At 71.5% G+C, this 20,176-nt stretch carries 15 protein-coding genes; 8 read left to right on the forward strand and 7 right to left on the reverse strand.

What is annotated here, in order from left to right; genetic code table 11:
* Together ABZV77_RS21450 and ABZV77_RS21455 are read left to right on the forward strand one after the other, a co-directional pair.
* Positions 1-1,139 (forward strand): aminotransferase class I/II-fold pyridoxal phosphate-dependent enzyme (locus ABZV77_RS21450; protein ID WP_356259059.1); only part of this gene is annotated, 1,139 nt, incomplete at its 5' end.
* Positions 1,136-2,236, forward strand: a complete 1,101-nt coding sequence (locus ABZV77_RS21455) for an MBL fold metallo-hydrolase (protein ID WP_356259062.1) — start codon at positions 1,136-1,138, stop codon at positions 2,234-2,236. The genes ABZV77_RS21450 and ABZV77_RS21455, both read left to right, overlap by 4 nt.
* Here the strand turns inward: ABZV77_RS21455 and ABZV77_RS21460 are convergent.
* Both ABZV77_RS21460 and ABZV77_RS21465 read right to left on the reverse strand, forming a co-directional pair.
* On the reverse strand, positions 2,217-2,831 hold the full coding sequence (locus tag ABZV77_RS21460; RefSeq protein ID WP_356259065.1) for a VTT domain-containing protein: 615 nt from the start codon (positions 2,829-2,831) through the stop codon (positions 2,217-2,219). The genes ABZV77_RS21455 and ABZV77_RS21460 overlap by 20 nt on opposite strands.
* Complete coding sequence (locus ABZV77_RS21465) at positions 2,831-3,607, reverse strand: MBL fold metallo-hydrolase (RefSeq protein ID WP_356259067.1); 777 nt, start codon at positions 3,605-3,607, stop codon at positions 2,831-2,833. Before ABZV77_RS21465 ends, ABZV77_RS21460 begins: the two co-directional genes overlap by 1 nt.
* A 95-nt stretch (positions 3,608-3,702) precedes the next feature.
* Here ABZV77_RS21465 and ABZV77_RS21470 point away from each other — a divergent pair, with 95 nt between their 5' ends.
* The 3 genes from ABZV77_RS21470 (at position 3,703) to ABZV77_RS21480 (ending at position 8,003) form a co-directional block, all read left to right on the forward strand.
* Positions 3,703-4,113, forward strand: a complete 411-nt coding sequence (locus ABZV77_RS21470) for a hypothetical protein (protein ID WP_356260157.1) — start codon at positions 3,703-3,705, stop codon at positions 4,111-4,113.
* Between the two features lie 279 nt (positions 4,114-4,392).
* Positions 4,393-6,537 (forward strand): phage holin family protein, encoded by a 2,145-nt coding sequence (locus ABZV77_RS21475; protein WP_356259069.1) that lies wholly within the window; start codon positions 4,393-4,395, stop codon positions 6,535-6,537.
* Between the two features lie 83 nt (positions 6,538-6,620).
* Positions 6,621-8,003, forward strand: coding sequence for an amino acid permease (locus ABZV77_RS21480; RefSeq protein WP_356259072.1), 1,383 nt, complete (start codon positions 6,621-6,623; stop codon positions 8,001-8,003).
* 75 nt (positions 8,004-8,078) lie between these two features.
* Here ABZV77_RS21480 and ABZV77_RS21485 read toward each other — a convergent pair whose 3' ends face one another.
* Complete coding sequence (locus ABZV77_RS21485) at positions 8,079-9,710, reverse strand: DUF6345 domain-containing protein (RefSeq protein ID WP_356259075.1); 1,632 nt, start codon at positions 9,708-9,710, stop codon at positions 8,079-8,081.
* Between the two features lie 375 nt (positions 9,711-10,085).
* Between ABZV77_RS21485 and ABZV77_RS21490 the strand changes: the two genes are divergently transcribed.
* The 3 genes from ABZV77_RS21490 (at position 10,086) to dnaK (ending at position 13,495) form a co-directional block, all read left to right on the forward strand.
* Complete coding sequence (locus ABZV77_RS21490) at positions 10,086-10,886, forward strand: SAM-dependent methyltransferase (RefSeq protein WP_356259078.1); 801 nt, start codon at positions 10,086-10,088, stop codon at positions 10,884-10,886.
* A gap of 129 nt (positions 10,887-11,015) precedes the next feature.
* Positions 11,016-11,441, forward strand: coding sequence for an OsmC family peroxiredoxin (locus ABZV77_RS21495; RefSeq protein WP_356259080.1), 426 nt, complete (start codon positions 11,016-11,018; stop codon positions 11,439-11,441).
* Positions 11,442-11,590: 149 nt separating this feature from the next.
* Positions 11,591-13,495, forward strand: a complete 1,905-nt coding sequence (gene dnaK / locus ABZV77_RS21500) for a molecular chaperone DnaK (protein WP_356259083.1) — start codon at positions 11,591-11,593, stop codon at positions 13,493-13,495.
* Positions 13,496-13,516: 21 nt separating this feature from the next.
* On the opposite strand, the gene narI is transcribed toward dnaK, so the two are convergent.
* The 4 genes from narI to ABZV77_RS21520 are packed head-to-tail and all read right to left on the reverse strand — an operon-like array spanning position 13,517 to position 20,128.
* Positions 13,517-14,242, reverse strand: coding sequence for a respiratory nitrate reductase subunit gamma (narI, locus tag ABZV77_RS21505; RefSeq protein WP_356259085.1), 726 nt, complete (start codon positions 14,240-14,242; stop codon positions 13,517-13,519).
* Positions 14,239-14,817 carry a nitrate reductase molybdenum cofactor assembly chaperone gene (narJ, locus tag ABZV77_RS21510; protein ID WP_356259088.1) on the reverse strand — a complete coding sequence of 193 codons (579 nt, stop codon included), beginning with the start codon at positions 14,815-14,817 and terminating at the stop codon, positions 14,239-14,241. The genes narI and narJ overlap by 4 nt, the downstream gene beginning before the upstream one ends.
* A complete protein-coding gene (gene narH, locus ABZV77_RS21515; RefSeq protein ID WP_356259091.1) occupies positions 14,814-16,445 on the reverse strand; it encodes a nitrate reductase subunit beta in 1,632 nt (543 codons plus the stop codon). Before narH ends, narJ begins: the two co-directional genes overlap by 4 nt.
* Entirely contained in the window at positions 16,445-20,128 is a 3,684-nt protein-coding gene (locus tag ABZV77_RS21520) for a nitrate reductase subunit alpha (RefSeq protein ID WP_356259093.1), read from the reverse strand. Before ABZV77_RS21520 ends, narH begins: the two co-directional genes overlap by 1 nt.
* Between the last annotated feature and the right edge of the window lie 48 nt (positions 20,129-20,176).

A 20,176-nucleotide genomic window follows, 5' to 3' on the forward strand; every position in this document is an offset into this window, starting at 1 on the left:
CGGGCCGCTCCCCGGCCGAGCCCGCGGGCGGCGGCCCCGCGCTCCTCGACGCCGCCGGCGGGTACTGGGCCCGGCGCGGCCTGCCCGTGGAGCGCGGCCGGATCGTCGCCGCCCCCGGCGCCCCGCCCCTCCTGCTCGCCCTCACCGCGGCCCTCGGCGGCGACGTCCTGCTGCCCCGCCCCTGCCCCGCCTGGTGGGCGCCCCAGGCACGGCTGCTCGGCCGTGGTGTCTACCACGTGCCGACACCCGCCGAGTGCGGCGGCGTCCCCGACCCGTACGCCCTCCTGGAGACCGCCCGCCGGGTCCGCGCCGAGGGCGGCAGGCCCCGCCTCCTCGTGCTCTCCGTCGCCGACGATCCGACCGCCACCGTGCCGCCGCCCGACGTGCTCCACGAGACGGTGGAGGCCGCCGCGGACGTAGGCCTGCACATCGTCAGCGACGAGACCTGGCGCGACACCCTGCACCACCCCCGCGACACCGTCCTGATCGGCCCCGCCGAGATGGACCACGAGCGGGTGACCGTCCTCTGCGACCTCGCCGGGCCCTTCCTGCCCCCGGCGCTGCCCGCCGCCGTCGCCCGCTTCCCCGCCACCACCGCGGGCGCCGCCCTGCGCGCCCGCACCCTCGACGTCCTCACCGCGCTCGGCGCGACCCTCGCGGCCCCCGCCGCGGCGGCGGCGTCGTACGCGCTCGGCGAACCGGACCCGGTGACCGAGCGGCTCGCCGCCGCGGTCCGGCTGCACGCGCGGGTGGCCGGTGCCGCGCAGCGCGCCCTGGTGGCCGCGGGCGCCCTCGTCAGGCCCCCGCAGGCGGGCCGCCACCTCTACGCCGACCTGGGCCCCCTGCGCTCCGTGCTCGCCGCCAGGGGCGTCGGCGACGCGCAGGACCTGGAGGACTTCCTCGGTGCACGCCTCGGCATGCCCGCGCCGGGCGGGCACCGCTTCGGCGACGACATCGACGCCCTGCGTGTACGGCTGTCCACCGGGCCGCTCCTCGGCTCGACCCCGGCGGAACGCCAGGTGACGCTCACCGCCGCGGACCCCCTGGAATTGCCGCACGTGGAGCGGGCGTTGAGCATGTTCGGCACGGCCTTCGAAGACCTCCGCGCAGCCGCGCAGCGAATGGAGCCGCCTCGATGACCCAGCAGGCGCAAGAACAGGCACAGGAGCAGACAGGGGAGCAGACCCGAGGGCGGGCGCGGGAGCAGGCGCCGCCCGACGCCCTCGCGCCGCCCCGGCCGCCCGGCGGCACCCGCCTGTGGCCGAAATCGTTCGCCGACCGGCTGACCGCCCCGCTGCCCGGCCTGCGCGGCATCGCCAGGCTGGCCCGCGAGAGCGCGCTGCGGCCGCGCGCCGACGGGCTCGCCGACATCCAGCGGCTGCCCTTCGAACCCGGCCCCCTGCCGCGCGTCGACGACCGTACCCTCGCCGTCACCTGGGTGGGCCACGCCAGCTGGGTCGTCCGCATCGGCGGCCTCACCGTCCTCACCGACCCCGTCTGGTCCCGCAAGATCCTCGGCACCCCGGCCCGCGTCACCCCCGCCGGGGTCGCCTGGAGCGCGCTGCCGCGCGTCGACGCGGTCGTCATCAGCCACAACCACTACGACCACCTGGACGCGCCCACCCTCGCGCGGCTGCCCAGGGACACCCCCGTCTTCGTGCCCGCGGGCCTCGGCCGCTGGTTCACCCGCCGGCGCTTCCGCAACGTCACCGAACTCGACTGGTGGGAGGCGTCGGAGCTGGGCGGGGTACGCCTCGACTTCGTACCGGCCCACCACTGGTCCAAACGGAGCCTCGTCGACACCTGCCGGACGCTGTGGGGCGGCTGGGTCCTCACCGACGCCCAGGGACAGCGCGTCTACTTCGCGGGCGACACCGGGTACGGCCACTGGTTCGAGCGGATCGGCGCCCGCTACCCCGGTATCGACCTCGCGCTCCTGCCGATCGGCGCCTACGAGCCGCGGTGGTGGCTGAGCGACGTCCACTGCGACCCGGAGGAGGCGGTCCGCGCGGCGACCGACCTGGGCGCGCGCCGCATGGCCCCCATGCACTGGGGCACGTTCCTGCTCTCCGCCGAGCCCGTCCTCGAACCGCTCACCCGGGTGCGTACGGCCTGGGAACGGGCGGGGCTGGCGCGCGAGGACCTCTGGGACCTGCCGGTGGGCGGGTCGCGGGTGCTCGGGGGTGACAGGGGGATGAGGCCGGGGCAGACAGGCCCTAGGCCAGGGCGTGCCTGACCTTGCGCCACACCGTCGGCGCCACACTGATCACCACCGTCAGCGCGACCGCCACCGCCACGCCCTCCCACGGCTCCTTGAAGAGCGACCCGCCGAGGATGCCGATGAGCTGGTACGTCACCGCCCACGCGAGACACGCGGGCACGTCCCCGCGGGCGAACTGGCGCAGCGGCATCTTCGCCATCAGACACGCCAGCATCACCGGAATCCTGCCCGCGGGCACGAGCCGCGACAGCACGAGGACCAGCACGCCGTGGTCCGCCAGCTTGGCCTGCGCCTGCGCGAGCCGCTCCTCCGGCGCCCGGTCCCTGATCGCCTCCAGCCAGCGCGACCCGTTCTTCGACTTCATGCCGCGCCGCCCCAGCCAGTACAGGGCCACGTCCCCGAGGAACGCGGCGAACGCCGCGACACCGAAGACGATGAGCAGCGCGAAGGGCGCCGTCTGGTGGAAGGCGACCACCGCCGCCGAACTGACCAGCGCACCCGTCGGCACCACCGGCACCAGCGCGCCGATCGCCACGAGCAGGAACAGCGACGGATAGCCGACGGCCTGCTGCGTACTCTCCGGCGTCACCTGAGCCACCGAGGCAAGCATCACCTGGACACCTCCGGCAGCACGCTCTCCCCGTGGGCGAGCCGGTGCACCGACACCTCGGGGGCGATCCTGGCCGCATGCCGGACGAACTCGTGGCCCGGCGCGTGGAACTCGTGCGGGCGCACGGCGTCCATGCCGATCGGCCAGTACGTTCCGTAGTGCACCGGGACCGCGCTGCGCGGCATGATCCTGGCGAGCGCCTGTGCGGCCCGGCCCGCGTCCAGATGGCCGTGGCCCAGGTACGGACCCCAGCCGCCGACCGGCAGCAGCGCCACGTCGACCTCTCCGACCTCGTCGGCCATTCCCTCGAACAGCCCGGTGTCCCCGGCGAAGTACGTGCGCGCCTCGCCGTCCACGACATAGCCGAGCGCGGGCGAGCGGTGCGGGCCGACGGGCAGCCGCCGCCCGTCGTGCAGCGCGGGCACCACTCGTATGACGAGATCGCCGACCGGCACCTCGTCACCCGGCACGACCTCGGTGAACCGCAGGTGCGGAAGCCTGCGGGCAAGACCCGGCAGCGACCGCGCCGTGCCGCGCGGCACCAGGGCACGGGTGCCCGGCGCGAGCCGGGCGAGCGAGGGCACGTGCAGATGGTCGGCGTGCAGATGCGACAGGAGCACGACGTCGGCGACCGCCGCCCGCGGCGGCGGCAGGACGCCCCTGCGGCGCCGCAGATGCGCGAGGCGGCGGGCGAAGAGGGGGTCGGTCAGTACGCGGACGCCCGAGTCCTCGACCGTGCAAGTGGCGTGACCCCACCATGTGACCTCGACGGGCACCCGTTCCTCCTTCGTGCGACTGTCTCCGAGCCTACGGCCAGGAGTAGGGTCAGCGGCTGAGACCGAAGGCCAAGGGGGACGCCGTGGGAGATGCCGTGGGCACCGCCGTCGTGCGCGTCGCGGCGATCGCCAGCCTGACGCCCCTGGAGGAGCTGGACGCCGACCCCTTCCTGGTGGACTCGCGCAGCCAGCACGCGATGTGCGCGCGCTGGGCGGCCGCGCGGGGGTACGTGATCACTCGCGAGTTCGTCGTACGAGGGTTGCGCGCCGACCACGTGATGCTGTGGGGCGACGTCGACGCGGGCCTCGTGGACCTCTTCGTCGTGCCCAGCCGCAGGGTCCTGGAACGCGCGCTGCGGTCCGCGGACGAGTTCACCGCGGAGTGTGTGCGGCGGGGGGTGCGGGTCGAGACGGCGGGGCTCGCGGAGCCTGCGTACGACTCCCGGATGAAGGCGAGCGTGCATCGGCGGCTTTCCATGCCTACTGCGGGGTACGACGGCTGCTGAGGTTGCGGCTGCGCTTGGGCGGGGTTCTCTCCGCCGCTCCGCGGCGTGGTTCTCCGGAGCTCCGCTCCGTGTTGCTCCGGCGCTCCGCGCCGTACCTCTCCGCCGCTCCGCGGCGGGCCTTCCCACCCGCCCGCCCGTGCCCCGCACCCCAGCGTCCGGTAACGCTCCGGCGCTCCGCGCCGTGCCCCGCACCTCAGCGCCCGGTAACGCTCCGGCGCTCCGCGTCGGGGTTGTGACACGCTGGTGTCCAGTTCGGGTGGGTACGTGAAAGGGCAGGTCGTGGGGCGAGGGCGATGGCGGAGGGTTGGGAGCGCGCTGTGGCGTGTGGTCGCGGTGTGGGCCGTCAGCACGCTGACGATGCTCGTGCTCGCCGGGATCCTGCCGGACTTCAAGCTCCAGTCCGCCGACGGTGACAGCGCCACCCGCATCGCCGTCACCGCCGCCCTCGGCGCAGGCGCCTTCGGTCTGCTCTCGGCGCTCGTGTGGCCCCTGCTGGTGCGCGCCCTGCTGCTCGTGCCCGCGCTCGTGCTCGGGCTGCTCGCGTTCTTCCTCAACGGGTCCTTGCTGCTGCTCGCCCTGAACCTCATTCCCGAGGGGCGCGGCGAGGCGGGGGCGGAGACCGCCGTCGTCGTGGCCGCGGTGATGTCCGCCGTCGCCTCGGCCACCGGCGGTGCGCTCGCCGTGCGGGACGACGACGCGTACCGCCGCAGGCTGTACCGGCTCGCCGACCGGCGCAGGCGCCGTCGCCCCGACGGGACTCCCGGGCCCGCCGCACCCGGCACCGTCTTCATCCAGCTCGACGGCGTCGGCCACGACGTGCTCACCGGCGCCGTCGGCGCGGGCCTCATGCCCACCCTCGGGCGCTGGCTGGGCGACGACGGCGCCGCCACCCACCGGCTCACCCCCTGGCGCACCGACTGGTCCAGCCAGACGGGCGCCAGCCAGCTCGGCATCCTGCACGGCTCCAACCACGACGTGCCCGCGTTCCGGTGGTACGAGAAGGACACGGGCGAGGTCATGGTCAGCAACCGGCCCGCCTCCGCCGTGGAGCTGCAGCGACGGGCCGTCGAGCGCACCGGCGACGGCGGACTCCTCACCGTCGACGGCGCCAGCCGCGGCAACCTCTTCAGCGGCGGCGCCGAGCAGCTCGCCCTCGTGCTCTCCGTGGCGGCGCGGCGCGGGAAGGAGAACCGGTCACGTGCCGGGTACTTCGCGTACTTCTCCGATCCCGCCAACGCCGTCCGAACCGCTCTCTCCTTCGTCGCCGAGGTCTTCCGCGAGATCGGCGAGTCCACCGCGGCCCGGTTCCGGCGGCGCCGCCCGCGGGTGGGCCGCGGTGGCCTCTATCCGTTCATCCGCGCCTTCGCGACCGTCGTGGAACGCGACGTCGTGGTCGCCGCCGTCATCGGGGACATGCTCGCCGGACGCAGCGCGGTCTACGCGGACCTCGTCGCGTACGACGAAGTGGCGCACCACTCGGGACCTTCCGGCAAGGACGTCGAGAAGGTCCTGCGGCGCCTGGACCGGTCGCTCGCGCTGCTCGACCAGGTCGCCGAGCACGCGCCGCGCGCCTACCGGATCGTGGTGCTCTCCGACCACGGGCAGAGCCCCGGCGAGACGTTCCGCGCCCGCTACGGCCTGACCCTCGGCGATCTGGTCCGGGCCGGTTGCGGGCTGCCCGTGCCGCGCAAGGCACAGCGCACCCACAGCGGCGCTGAGGCCCGGGCGGCCGTGCGGGCCGCGCTGCGCAGGCCCGTCGAGGAGGGCGCCGAGCAGCGCAGGCCGGTGCGCCGCGCCGAGCCGATCGTGCTCGCTTCCGGCAACCTCGGGCTCGTGTCGTTCCCCGACGTGCGGCACCGCATGACGCGCGAGGAGATCGACCACCGTCATCCGGCGCTGCTGCCCACGCTCGCCAACCATCCGGGCATCGGCTTCCTCCTCGTGCGCAGCGCGGAGCGGGGTCCTGTGGTGCTCGGGGCGCGCGGTGCCGAGGTGTACCTGGACGAGGAACCGGCCGATCTCGGGCCGCTCGCCGACTTCGGGCCGGGCGCCCTGGAGGCCGTCCGGCGCACCGACGGCTTCCCGCACACCGCGGACATCATGGTCAACTCCTGGTACGACCCGGCCGAGGGCGAGGTGCTCGCCTTCGAGGAGCAGATCGGCTCGCACGGCGGGCTCGGCGGAGCGCAGTCCCGGCCCTTCCTGCTGTCGCCGCTCGCGCTCTCCGACCCGGTGGCGGACGGCGGGGAGCTGGTCGGTGCGGAGCAGGTCCACCAGGTCCTGCGGGGCTGGCTGGGGGAGGACCTGGGGCCGGAGGTGCCGGTCCTGCCGGTCGCCCCCGACGTGCACGATTCGTCGTCAGGCAACCCGGACAGCACAGCTTTTGCGGTTCCCGACCGCGCGGCGCAGGACAAAACACACTGATTTGGAGCAGGCTCCGCCGTGTCCGACCATGTTTTCCGCCCGGCGATCCCGGGCGCCGGGCACGACGAGAGGCGCACCACCCCATGCACGACACCGGAACCGTGGAACCGTCGGATCCGGCCCCCGACCAGGTGGATGCGCAGAGCAAGCACGCCCGGCGCTTCGGGCTTCCGATCGCCACGTGTCTCGTCATGGGGAACATCATCGGCGGCGGCATCTTCCTGCTCCCGGCCTCCGTCGCCCCGTTCGGCACCATCAGCCTCGTCGCCTTCGCCGTCCTGACCGCGGGCGCCATCGCCCTCGCGCTCGTCTTCGGCAGGCTCGCGGAGCGCGATCCGCGGACCGGCGGCCCGTATGTCTACGCCCGTGCCGCCTTCGGTGACTTCGCGGGGTTCCTGGCCGCCTGGTCGTACTGGATCACCACCTGGGTGTCCAACGCCGCCCTGGCCGTCGCCGCCGTCGGCTACCTCGACGTCCTGATCCCGGTCAACGAACACAAGTGGTCCGCCTGTCTGGCCGCGCTGGTCCTGCAACTCCTGCCCGCGCTCGCGAACTTCGCGGGCACGCGGTACGTGGGCGCCGTCCAACTCGTCGCCACCGTACTGAAGTTCCTGCCGCTGCTGCTCGTCGCGGTCGGCGGTCTCTTCTTCTTCGACAGCGCCAACCTCGGGCCGTTCCGGGCGAGCGACGACAGCCCGGTCGGTGCCGTCTCGGCCGCCGCCGCGATCCTGCTCTTCTCCTACCTGGGCGTCGAGTCCGCCGCCGTCAGCGCCGGTGAGGTGCGCGACCCGCGCCGCAACGTCGGGCGCGCCACGATCTTCGGTACCCTCGGCGCCGCCGTCGTCTATCTGCTGGGCACGCTCGCCGTCTTCGGGACGGTCGCGCACGACAAGCTGGTGGCCTCCACCGCGCCGTTCTCGGACGCCGTCGACGTGATGTTCGGCGGCTCCTGGGGCGGCACCGCGGTCGCCTGCGCCGCGCTGGTCTCGATGGTCGGCGCGCTGAACGGCTGGACGCTGCTGAGCGCGCAGACGCCGTACGCGGCCGCCCAGGACGGGTTGTTCCCGAGTGCGTTCGGGAAGAAGAAGCGCGGCGTGCCGACCGTCGGCGTCCTCGTCACGGTCGTCCTCGCCTCGCTCCTCACCGTCTACAACTACACGGCGGGCTCCGGCGGCGTCTTCGAGTCCCTCGTCCTGATCACCACGTTCACGGCGACCGTGCCCTATCTCCTCGCCACCGTCGCGCAGATCTACTTCCTGGTGTCCGGGCAGCGCGAGCGCGTGCACCGCGGGCGTCTGGTGCGGGACGGGATCCTCGCGGGCGTCGCGTTCGCGTTCTCCATGTGGCTGGTCGCCGGGTCCGGGTACGCGGCCGTCTACCAGGGCGTGCTGTTCCTCTTCGTGGGCGTGCTGGTCTACGCGTGGATGGCGGCCCGCAAGCAGCGGACCGCCACCGAACATCACTGATCCGAGTCCCGCAACGGGATCGTGGAGCGGGCCGCTCCTGCCGCCCCCAACGGCGGGAGCGGCCCGCGGTCGCGCCTACCTCGCCAGCGGCGCGACGACCCAGCGGCGTGTCTTGAACATGCTGTCCTGCGCGCCGATCTCGATCAGCTTGCGGGCCGCCGGATAGGCCTCGTCGCCCTCCATCTCATAGCCGACCTCGAACGTGCCGGGCACGTCCCTGACCTCGGGCCTGCGCTCCGCCGTCGCCCGCTGGCCGGGCTCGTCGGCGGTGACCGCCGCGATCTCGGCGAGCAGCTTCTTCTGCGCCGCGTCGAGCGCCTTGCGCGGGTCGCGCTCCAGCGGCGCCGCCGCGGCCTTGCCGCCCTTGGGCGGCGGAGGCGAGACCTCGGTGCTCGGCTCGCGCATGACGCCGGTGGCCTGGCGGGTGGCGATCTGCGCCTGGACGGCCGTGCCGTCGTTGTCGAGACCGACACGGATCAGGCCGTGTCCCGGCGTGATGACGGGCACGCCGTCGAAGACCTGCCGGAACGTCACGTGCGTCTGCAGCGACACGGGACGCCCGACCTCGGAGCCGTCCTTGGTGCCGGAGTTCTGCATCAGGTCGTGCACGCTGTCGACGACGAGCTCGGCGCCCTCTGCGTACCGCTCGGCGAACGCGCGCGCCGCCTCGATCGCACGCTCGGTGGGCAGTTGCTGGGTGTTGCGGTGGTTGGGCTCGGCGAGCCTGACCCAGCGGCTGCCCTCCAGGCCGCTGGAGATCACGCGGTCGCCGGAGGACGCGCTGAGCACGCCGAGCCGGTCGACCTGCACCTCTTGCAGCGCCGCCGACGGGAAGTCGGCCAGCTGCCCGAGCGCGCTGAGCTCCGCGCCCGGCTCGCGGGGCGCCAGCTGGACGATCTGCTGCTGCCCGGGGAGCTGGGAGAGCGGCTCCCTGATGCCTTCGCGGGCGTAGTACCAGCGCCACGCGTACCAGTTGTCCGGCACGTGGTCGCGGTAGAAGTTCCGCTCGGTGTTGAGGCGGTTGGTGGCCTCGGCCTGGGTGGAGCCGACGGCGCACACCGAGGGCGCCTGGCCGTGGTAGATGTCCCAGCTGGCGTTGAGCCAGGCGTCGCAGTACGTCTGCCCGGACCGCCACTTCTCCCAGAACTTCTTGCCGTAGTCCGGGCTGTCGATGCTGACCGTCTCGAACCCGAAGATCATCCGGAAGCCGATGTTGGGTCCGGCCCAGGTGCGGATGGGGGAGTGCCCGCCGAGGACGCGCAGCGAGGTGCACGTCGACCAGAAGACGTAGTTGACCTTCTCGTTGCCGAGCGCCATCCGGTTGGAGATGGCGTCGCTGCGGCCGTCCCAGACGGCGCCGAGCGGCGCGAAGAAGACGCCGTTGTTGTCCATGCCGCCGTGGCCCGAGTGGTAGACGGCGACGACCGCGTCCATGCCGTAGCGGTCCTGCCAGTTGTCGTACGTCTCCTCGTACGCCCACACCTGCGCGCCGCCGTCGGCGAACCAGAAGTTCCGGTCGTAGAACTGCTGGAGGTACGCCAGCCAGCCGGTGGCGTCGCCGTGGGTGTGCGAGAGCGACGACTGGTTGACGAACTTCTGGATGCTGAAGGCACCCCACCAGCCGAAGGTCGAGTCCCGGTCACCCGCTGCTCCGGGCTTCTCGGGTTCGAGCGGGGACGGACCGTGGTCCGAGTAGTTGATGCGCATGGCCATACCCCCTGAGAGGATCCCTCGTTCCGTCGCGAGGCGGCCTCAAAGTGTCACCGCGGACGCCCCTTGCCCAGTTGCCTTTCCGGCCATAGGCCCCCTGCCACGCACCTGTTCCCGCACCTCAGAGGCCCCTTTGGTCCGGCATCCCACACGGTGTGTTCGTATCGGCCGACGCGTACCTGCGCACCCCGCTCGAACACCTCCGCCGACGCACCGGACCCCGCCCGGCCCGATTTCACCCGGAGGCTCCCGGTGCCGGGAACGCGGGAGGTGGGAGAGGGCGCTGAGGGGGCAGGTATGCCGGTGTAGCGTCGGGATCCCTTTGTCAGTTGTCAGTTGTTCAGTTGTTCAGTGGTGAAGAGTGGAGCGGCCATGCACGGTGCGGGTGATCGGATCGATACGTCGACGGCACATTCGGCGCGGGTGTACGACTACATCCTCGGCGGCAAGGATCACTACCTTGTCGATGCCGCCGCCGGTGATGCCATGTGTCAGCACTGGCCTGCGCTGCCCGTGCACATGCTGGAGAACAGGCGGTTCATGCACCGTGCGGGGCGGTACCTCGCCGAGGAGCAGGGGATCCGTCAGTTCCTCGACATCGGCACCGGCCTGCCCACCGCGCCCAATCTGCACGAGGTGGCGCAGGAGGTGACGCCGGAGTCGCGTGTGGTCTATGTCGACAACGACCCGATCGTGCTGGCCCACGCCCGTGCGCTCCTGCAGAGCTCGCCGGAGGGTGCGACCGCGTACATCGATGCGGACATGCACGATCCGGACGCCATCCTGGACAGCCCTCAGTTCCGTGCCCTGATAGACCTGGGCGAGCCGGTCGGGCTGATGATCATCGGGATCCTCCACTTCATCCTGCCGCCGGACGACCGGCGCCTGGTGCAGCGTCTGCTGGAACCGCTGCCGTCGGGCAGCTTCGTGGCGCTGACCATCGGCACCGGTGATTTCGCGCCAGAAGAGGTGGGCCGGGTGGCCGAAGAGTACGGGCGGCAGGGGATGCCGATGGCGCTCCGCGACCTGGCGACCGCCTCGTCCTTCTTCGAGGGCCTGGAGCTGGTGGAGCCCGGGGTGACGCAGGTGCACAGGTGGCGGCCAGGGCCCGAGCAGCAGGGCGTGGACGACAGCGCCATCGCGATGTACGGGGCGGTGGCCCGCAAGCCCTGAGGGGCACGTGGGTCGACAGATCCCCGCGGGGCGGCTGTTGCGCCCCGCGCGCCCCGTTTTCGTCCGGAGTGTGATCGGATGGGGCAACGGAACTTCCGATCACGGATCCGCACTGAAGGGAACTGCATCGTGGCAACCACGCGCTCCGCGCACACGGTCTGGGAAGGCTCTCTGGCAGAGGGCTCGGGCACCGTCACCTTCGATTCCTCCGGAATCGGGGCGCAGGCGGTGTCCTGGCCGTCGCGCGCCGAGGAGGCGAACGGCAAGACCAGCCCGGAGGAGCTGATCGCCGCCGCGCACTCCAGCTGCTTCTCCATGGCGCTGTCGCACACCCTCACCGGCAAGGGCAACCCGCCCACCCGGCTCACCGCCTCCGCCGACGTGACCCTGACGCCCGGCACGGGCATCACCGGCATCCACCTCACCGTCGAGGGCGTCGTGCCCGGCATCGACGAGGCCGCCTTCGTCGAGGCGGCCGAGGCCGCCAAGGCGGGCTGCCCGGTGAGCCAGGCCCTGTCCGGCACGGACATCACCCTCTCGGCCAAGCTGGCCTGAACCAGCGCCTGTTGACAGTGCCGTCACCCCTGTCGGGGTGGCGGCATTGTCATGTGCGGCATTGACAACAGCCCGCTCAAGTTTTGTGATGGAGAACGGAGTAGACCGGGAAACGGGGGACGTGAGCTCGCGGCGGAAGGGACTGGACCATGGCACGTGCGGTCGGGATCGATCTCGGGACGACGAACTCAGTGGTGGCCGTGCTGGAGGGCGGTGAACCCACCGTCGTCGCCAACTCGGAGGGCGCGCGCACCACACCCTCCGTCGTCGCCTTCGCGAAGAGCGGCGACGTCCTGGTGGGCGAGGTCGCCAAGCGGCAGGCGGTCACCAACGTGGAGCGCACCGCGCGCTCCGTCAAACGCCATATGGGCGACGGGGTGTGGCGCTTCCCGGAGAGCGGCTCGGTGGACGGCACCCGCTACACCGCGCAGGAGCTCTCCGCGCGCGTCCTGCAGAAGCTCAAGCGCGACGCCGAGTCCTATCTGGGCGAGGACGTCACCGACGCGGTGGTCACCGTGCCCGCGTACTTCGACGACACCCAGCGCCAGGCCACCAAGGAGGCCGGTGAGATCGCGGGGCTCAACGTCCTGCGCATCGTCAACGAGCCGACGGCGGCGGCCCTGGCGTACGGCCTGGACAAGGGCGACGACCAGACCGTCCTCGTCTTCGACCTCGGCGGCGGCACCTTCGACGTCTCGCTCCTGGAGATGGGCGAGGGCGTCATCGAGGTGAAGGCCACCAACGGCGATACGCAACTGGGCGGCGACGACTGGGACCAGCGGATCGTCGAGCACCTGGTGCGGCAGTTCAAGAACGGGCACGGCGTGGACCTCGGCAAGGACAAGATGGCGCTCCAGCGCCTGCGCGAGGGCGCCGAGAAGGCGAAGATCGAGCTGTCCTCGTCGAGCGAGACGGACGTCAACCTGCCCTACATCACGGCGTCGGCGGAGGGCCCCCTGCACCTCGCAGAGAAGCTGACGCGCGCCCAGTTCCAGGAGCTGACCGCGGACCTGCTCGACCGCTGCAAGGAGCCCTTCCACCAGGCAGTGAAGGACGCGGGAGTCAAACTCTCCGCCGTGGACCACGTGATCCTCGTGGGCGGCTCCACCCGGATGCCCGCGGTGACGGAGCTGGTCAGGGAGCTCACCGGCAAGGACCCGCACAAGGGCGTCAACCCCGACGAAGTGGTGGCGCTCGGCGCGGCGCTGCAGGCCGGGGTGATCCGCGGCGACGTGAAGGACGTGCTCCTGCTCGACGTGACACCGCTCTCCCTCGGCATCGAGACCAAGGGCGGCATCATGACCAAGCTCATCGAGCGCAACACCACGATTCCCACCCGGCGTTCGGAGACCTTCTCCACCGCCGAGGACAACCAGCCCTCGGTCGGCATCCAGGTCTTCCAGGGCGAGCGGGAGATCGCCGCGTACAACAAGAAGCTCGGCGTCTTCGACCTGACGGGGCTGCCGCCCGCCCCGCGCGGCGTGCCCAAGATCGAGGTCACCTTCGACATCGACGCCAACGGGATCATGCACGTCTCGGCGAAGGACGAGGCCACAGGACGCGAGCAGCGGATGACGGTGACCGGCGGCTCCGCGCTGCCCAAGGACGACATCAACCGCATGGTGCGGGAGGCCGAGGAGCACGCGGAGGAGGACCGCAGGCGACGCGAGGCGGCGGAGACTCGCAACCAGGCCGAGCAACTCGTCTACCAGACGGAGCGGTTCCTCCAGGAGAACGCCGGGAACGGCGAGAACGCCGCGCGGATCCCGGCGGACAAGAGGGCCGAAGTGGAGTCGGCCGCGGCCGAGTTGAAGGACGTCCTCAAGAACCGGGCCGACGACGCGGCCGCTGTGCGCGCCGCCGCGGAGAAGCTGTCCGCGGTGAGCCAGAAGATGGGCCAGGCGATGTACGCGAACTCCGACGGGGGTGCCTCGGACGGCCAGCAGCCCCAGGAGGGCGCCGCCGAGGAGGGAGTGGTGGACGCGGAGATCGTGGACGAGGACGACAAGCGCGCCGGAGAGAAGGGCGAAGGCGGCAAGGGCGGTCCCCAGTAGGAGTCACGGGAGCGGGCGGGGTCACGAGCCCGTCCGCTCCCAGCCCCGCCGGTCCGGCCGCGCACCCACGCGCTTCGGGTCCCGGCTGCGGTAGACCACGTACGGCCGGAACAGGTACTGCACCGGCGCGCTGAACATGTGGATCAGCCGGGTGAAGGGCAGCAGCGCGAAGAGCAGCAGGCCGATCACCGCGTGGATCTGGAAGGTGAGCGGGACACCCACCATCCGGTCCACGTCCGGCTGGAGCGTGAACAGGCTGCGGGCCCAAGGGGCGATCGACTCGCGGTAGTTGTAGCCCTCCTCCAGGCCGGAGTTGGTGAGCTTGGCCCACATGCCCATCACGATCGCCCCGAGCAGCACGACGTACATCACCTTGTCGTTGACGGTGGTTGCCCGGAACACCGGCGCGTTGGTGCGGCGGCGGTAGAGCAGCATCAGGATGCCGAGCACCGCGAGCGCGCCCGCCGCCGTGCCGCCCCACAGCGACAGCTTGTGGTACGCACTTTCGGTGAGGCCGACCTTGTCCGTCCACGACTCCGGCACGAACAGGCCCATCAGATGGCCGACGAGCACGAAGAGGATGCCGTAGTGGAACATCGGCGACGCGATGTTGAGGAGCTTGGACTCGTAGACCTGCGAGGAGCGGGTCGTCCAGCCGAACTTGTCGTAGCGGTAGCGCCAGACGATGCCCGCGACGAGCAGGACGAACGCGAGGTAGGGGAGCACGCCCCACAGCAGTGTCTTCATGAGGAGCGCTCCCCGATGAGTGCGAAGGGCTGGAGTCCGACGTCCTCGCGCGGCGGCCCGGACCGGGCGAGGGCCTGCGCCTCGGCGCGGTCCTTGGGCGAGGGTCCTGGCAGCGTCGCGCACACCGCCTCCATGACCGCCGCGTACGGCGTGCCGAAGTCGGCCAGCGCGATCCGCAGCAGCTCAAGGCCGCTGCGGTGCTCCTTCAGGAGCACCGGGCCCGCCTGGGCGGAGAACTCCAGGACCGCGGGCAGGAAGTCCGGCAGTTCCTCGCCGGTGAACTCCAGGCCGTGCTCCCGGTAGGTCTCCTTGAAGCGGACCAGGGCCATGCCGCGGCGCCGGGTGTCGCCCTCCCGCCACCAGCTCAGATACAGGCTGTGGCGGTTCTTGAAGTCGAAGACCCGGACGTAGTGCGCGGCGAGCTCGCGCGGGTCGGTCGTCTCCGCGTGGGTGAGGAAGCCGTCGAGACCGGCGGGGGCGGCCGCCCGCAGCAGCGGCAGCCGCTCGTGGAACTCGTCGTCCGGATAGGCCAGGCAGAGCGCCGCCGCCTGGTACAGCACCGCGTGCCGCGTCACTTGTCGTCCTCCTTGGCCGCGTGGGCCTTGTCGACCGCGCTCGGCTCTTCGTCGGCGGTCTGCCGGGCCCGCAGCGCGTGGAAGTTCTCGATGGTGACCAGCGGCAGCTGTTTGCGGCCGGAGTCCTGCCCGAAGGGGCCGTCGTCGCCCATCCCCGGGCCGCCCTCGTAGTCGAGGCTGCACGAGTCGGGGAGCGCCGACTCCTCCAGGCGCTGGGCGTCGGCGACGGCGGCGGTCGGGATGACGTAGCGGTCCTCGTACTTCGCGATGGCGAGCAGCCGGTACATCTCCTCGATCTCCTGCCCCGACATGCCCACCGAGTCGGCGGTCGAACTGTCGGGCGTGTCACCGAGGTTGATGGCCCGCATGTGGGCCCGCATCGCCGCCAGCTTCTCCAGCGAGGACCGCACGGGACCGACGTCCCCGGCGGTGAAGATCTCCGCGAGGTATTCGAGGGGGATGCGCAGTGTGTCGATGGCGCCGAAGAGGTTGTCGAGGTCCTCGCCGTCGTGGCCGGTCTCCGTCAGCGCGTCCACCACGGGCGAGAGCGGCGGGATGTACCAGACCATCGGCATGGTGCGGTATTCCGGGTGCAGCGGAAGCGCCACCTTGTACTTGCTGATCAGCGCATGCACGGGGGAGCGGCGTGCCGCCTCGATCCAGTCGTACGAGATCCCGTCCCGCTCGGCGGCGCGCCGCACGTCAGGGTCCTCGGGGTCGAGGAAGACGCCCAACTGGGCCTCGTACAGCTTGTGTTCGTCGGGCTCGGAGGCCGCGGCCGTCACCTTGTCGGCGTCGTACAGGATCACGCCGAGGTAGCGCAGGCGTCCCACGCACGTCTCCGAGCAGACGGTCGGCAGGCCCACCTCGACGCGTGGGTAGCACATCGTGCACTTCTCGGCCTTGCCGGTGCGGTGGTTGAAGTACACCTTCTTGTACGGGCAGCCCGTCACGCACTTGCGCCAGCCCCGGCACTGGTCCTGGTCGACGAGGACGATGCCGTCCTCCGACCGCTTGTACATCGCGCCGGACGGGCAGGACGCCACGCACGCCGGGTTGAGGCAGTGCTCACAGATCCGCGGCAGATAGAACATGAAGGTCTGCTCGAAGGCGAACTTGACCTTGTCCGCGGCCTGTTGCCGGGTCTTGGCGACCATCGGGTCGAGGTCGCCGTGCTCCGTGGCGCCGCCCAGGTTGTCGTCCCAGTTCGACGACCACTCGATCTTCATGGGCTTGCCGCTGATCAGCGAGCGGGGCTCGGCGACCGGGAAGTCGTCGCCGAGCGGGGCGTCGGTGAGGTTCTTGTACTCGTACGTCCAGGGCTCGTAGTAGTCCTTGATCTCCGGCAGCTTGGGGTTGGAGAAGATCTCCAGGAGCGACTTGATGCGGCCGCCGTTCTTCAGCTTCAGGGCGCCCCGCTTGTTCAGCTCCCAGCCGCCGCGCCACTTCTCCTGGTCCTCGTAACGACGCGGATAGCCCTGCCCTGGGCGGGTCTCCACGTTGTTGAACCAGACGTACTCCATGCCGTCGCGGTTGGTCCACGCCTGCTTGCAGGTGACCGAGCAGGTGTGGCACCCGATGCACTTGTCGAGGTTCATCACCATCGCGATCTGCGCCATGACCCTCATCAGTACGTGACCTCCTGGCTGCGGCGGCGGATGACCGTGACCTCGTCGCGCTGATTGCCCGTCGGGCCGAGGTAGTTGAACGCCCACGACAACTGGGCGTAGCCGCCGATGAGATGGGACGGCTTGAGGATGAGGCGGGTCAGCGAGTTGTGAATGCCGCCGCGCTTGCCGGTGGTCTCCGTCTTGGGGACGTTCACCGTGCGTTCCTGCGCGTGGTGCATGAAGACCGTCCCGGCAGGCATCCGGTGCGAGACGATCGCCCGCGCCACGACCACGCCGTTCCGGTTGACCGCCTCGATCCAGTCGTTGTCCTTCACGCCGATCGCGTCCGCGTCCTGCGGCGCCATCCAGATGCACTGGCCGCCGCGCGAGAGGGACAGCATGAAGAGGTTGTCCTGGTACTCGGAGTGGATCGACCACTTGTTGTGCGGCGTGAGGTAGCGGACCGTCACCTCACGCTCGCCGTCGGGGCCGAGCCGTGGCTCTCCGAAGAGGCGGTTCATGTCCAGCGGCGGCCGGTAGACGGGCATCGCCTCGCCCAGCTCGTGCATCCAGTCGTGGTCGATGAAGAAGTGCTGGCGCCCGGTGAGCGTGTGCCACGGCTTGAGGTGCTCGGTGTTGAGCGTGAACGCCGTGTACCTGCGCCCGCCGGACTCGCTGCCGCTCCACTCCGGCGAGGTGATCACCGGGACGGGCGCGGCCTGGGTGTCGGCGTACGTGATGCGCTTGCCCTCGTGCTCGGCGGCCAGGTGCGCCATCTCCTGGCCGGTGCGCGCCTCCAGGGTGTGGAAGCCCTGGGTGGCCAGGCGGCCGTTCGTCGTGCCGGACAGCGCGAGGATGGTGTTGGCGGCCTTCACCGCCGTGTCCAGGGCGGGGCGCCCGTCCGCGGGCCCGCCGCGCACGACGCCGTTGCGTTCGCGCAGCTCGTCGACCTCCTGGTCGGGGTGGAGGGCGATGCCCTTCGCCGGGAGCCCCAGTTGTTCCACGAGCGGGCCGAGCGCGGCGAACTTCGCGCCGATCGCGGTGTAGTCGCGCTCCACGACCGTCAGGTTCGGCATCGTCCTGCCCGGTACCGCCTCGCACTCGCCCTTGCGCCAGTCGAGGACGACGCCGCCGGGCTGCGCGATCTCGCCGGGGGTGTCGTGCTGGAGCGCGGTGGCGACGACGTCCTTGCGCACGCCGAGGTGGTCCACGGCCAGCTCGCTGAGCCGGTCGGCGATGGCGCGGAAGGTGTCGAAGTCGGTGCGGGCCTGCCAGGGCGGGTCGACGGCCGGGGTGAAGGAGTGCACGTAGGGGTGCATGTCGGTGGTCGACAGGTCGTGCTTCTCGTACCAGGTGGCAGCGGGCAGCACCACGTCGGACAGCAGCGTCGACGACGTCTGCCGGAAGTCGAGGGAGACGAGCAGGTCGAGCTTGCCCTCGGGGGCCTCGTCGCGCCAGGTGACGGTGGACGGCCGCTCGTCCGGCGCCGCCTCCTCCGCCCGCAGCGACGAGTGCGTGCCGAGCAGGTGCTTGGTGAAGTACTCGGCGCCCTTCGCGGACGAGCCGAGGAGGTTGGCTCGCCACAGGGTGAGGACGCGCGGCCAGTTCTCCGGTGCGTCGGGGTCCTCGCACGCGAACTTGAGGGTGCCCGCCTTGAGTTCGTCGACGACGTTGGCCACCGGGTCGCCCGCTGCCTCCCCCAGGGCGAGGGAGCTGCGGTCGAAGGTCGGATACGAAGGCATCCAGCCGGTGCGGGCCGACAGCGCAAGACAGTCCGCGCCCGTCATCCCCGCGAAGCGGCCCTCGCCCAACGGTGAGGAGAGCACGTCCGCCGCGAACTTGTCGTAGCGCCACTGGTCGGTGTTGAGGAACCAGTAGGCGGCCCCGATCATCTGCCGCGGCGGCCTGCTCCAGTCGTTGGCGCTCGCGAGCGTCGCCCAGCCGGTGGCCGGGCGGCACTTCTCCTGGCCGACGTAGTGCGCCCAGCCGCCGCCGTTGCGGCCCTGGCAGCCGGTGAGCTGGAGCAGTGCGAGGAAGGAGCGGTAGATCGTCTCGGAGTGGAACCAGTGATTGGTCCCCGCCCCCATGAGGATCATGCAGCGGCCCTGCGACTTCTCCGCCGTCCGCGCGAACTCCCGGGCGATCTTCACGCACTTGGCAGCGGGGACGGAGGTGTGCGCCTCCTGCCAGGCCGGGGTCCCGGGCGCGTCCGCGTCGTCGTACGAAGCGGGCCACGCCCCCGGCAGTCCCTCGCGCCCGACGCCGTACTGCGCGAGCAGCAGATCGAAGACCGTCGTGACCAGCGGCCCGTCCTGCCCGCCCAGCCGGGTGGCGGGCACCCCGCTCCGCACGACCTCGCCACGGCCCTGGCCGTGCGTGCCGCCCTCGGTGTCGAACCGGGGCAGCAGCACCTCCACGCCCGCCGCGACCTCGGCGCCCTGCAGCGTCAGGAGCGGCTTGATGTCGCCGAGCTCAAGATTCCACTTGCCCTTGCCGGACTCGGTCCAGCGGAAGCCCAGCGAGCCGTTCGGGACGGCGGGCCGCCCGGTGTTCTCGTCGAGCACCGCCGTCTTCCAGTCACCGCCCTCGCCGTCCTCGCCGAGGTCCGAGGCGCGCAGGAACTTCGAGGGCACGTACGCGCCGTCCCGCTCGGTGAGCGTCACCAGGAAGGGCAGATCGGTGAACTTGCGTACGTAATCGCTGAAGAACTCCGTCTGCCGGTCGACGAAGAACTCCTTCAGAATCACATGCCCCATGGCGATGGCCAGCGCGCCGTCCGTGCCCGGATGCGGGTGCAGCCATTCGTCGGCGAACTTGGCGTTGTCGGCGTAGTCGGGCGCCACGACCACGACCTTCTGGCCGCGGTAGCGGGCCTCCGCCATCCAGTGCGCGTCCGGGGTCCGGGTCACCGGCACGTTGGAGCCCCACATCATCAGATACGCGGCGTCCCACCAGTCACCCGACTCCGGGACGTCGGTCTGGTCACCGAACACCTGCGGGGAGGCCACCGGGAGGTCCGCGTACCAGTCGTAGAAGGAGAGCATCGGCGCGCCGATGAGGCTCATGAAGCGGGCGCCCGCGGCGTGCGACACCATCGACATCGCGGGGATCGGGGAGAAGCCCGCGACCCGGTCGGGGCCGACGGTCTTGATGGTGTGGACGTGCGCGGCCGCGATGATCTCGACGGCCTCGTCCCAGCTCGCCCGCACCAACCCACCCTTGCCGCGGGCCTGTTGGTACGTCCGACGGCGTTCCGGATCCCCCTGGATGTCGGCCCAGGCGAGCACCGGGTCCTTCAGCCGCGCCTTCGCCTCCCGGTACATCTCCAGGAGGACGCCGCGCAGGTACGGGTAGCGGACGCGCGTGGGGGAGTACGTGTACCAGGAGAACGCGGCGCCGCGGGGGCAGCCGCGCGGCTCGTACTCGGGACGGTCGGGGCCGACGCTCGGATAGTCCGTCGCCTGCGTCTCCCACGTGATGATGCCGTCCTTGACGTACACCTTCCAGCGGCACGATCCCGTGCAGTTCACGCCGTGTGTGGAGTGCACGACCTTGTCGTGGCTCCACCGGTCCCGGTAGAACGCGTCGGCGTCCCGCCCGCCGGTCAGCCGGACGCTGTGCAGGTCCGGGGCGGCGGCGCCGCGCCGGAAGAACTTCCCCGCCCGCAGCAGGGCCGCGGCGGGCTCGGTCGTCTCTGTCACGGTGGAGCTCCCTAGGTCTGCCTCCTTTCGAACCTAGGGGCGTAAACG

This window comes from Streptomyces sp. NPDC004732 (assembly GCF_040609235.1).
Lineage (GTDB): Bacteria > Actinomycetota > Actinomycetes > Streptomycetales > Streptomycetaceae > Streptomyces.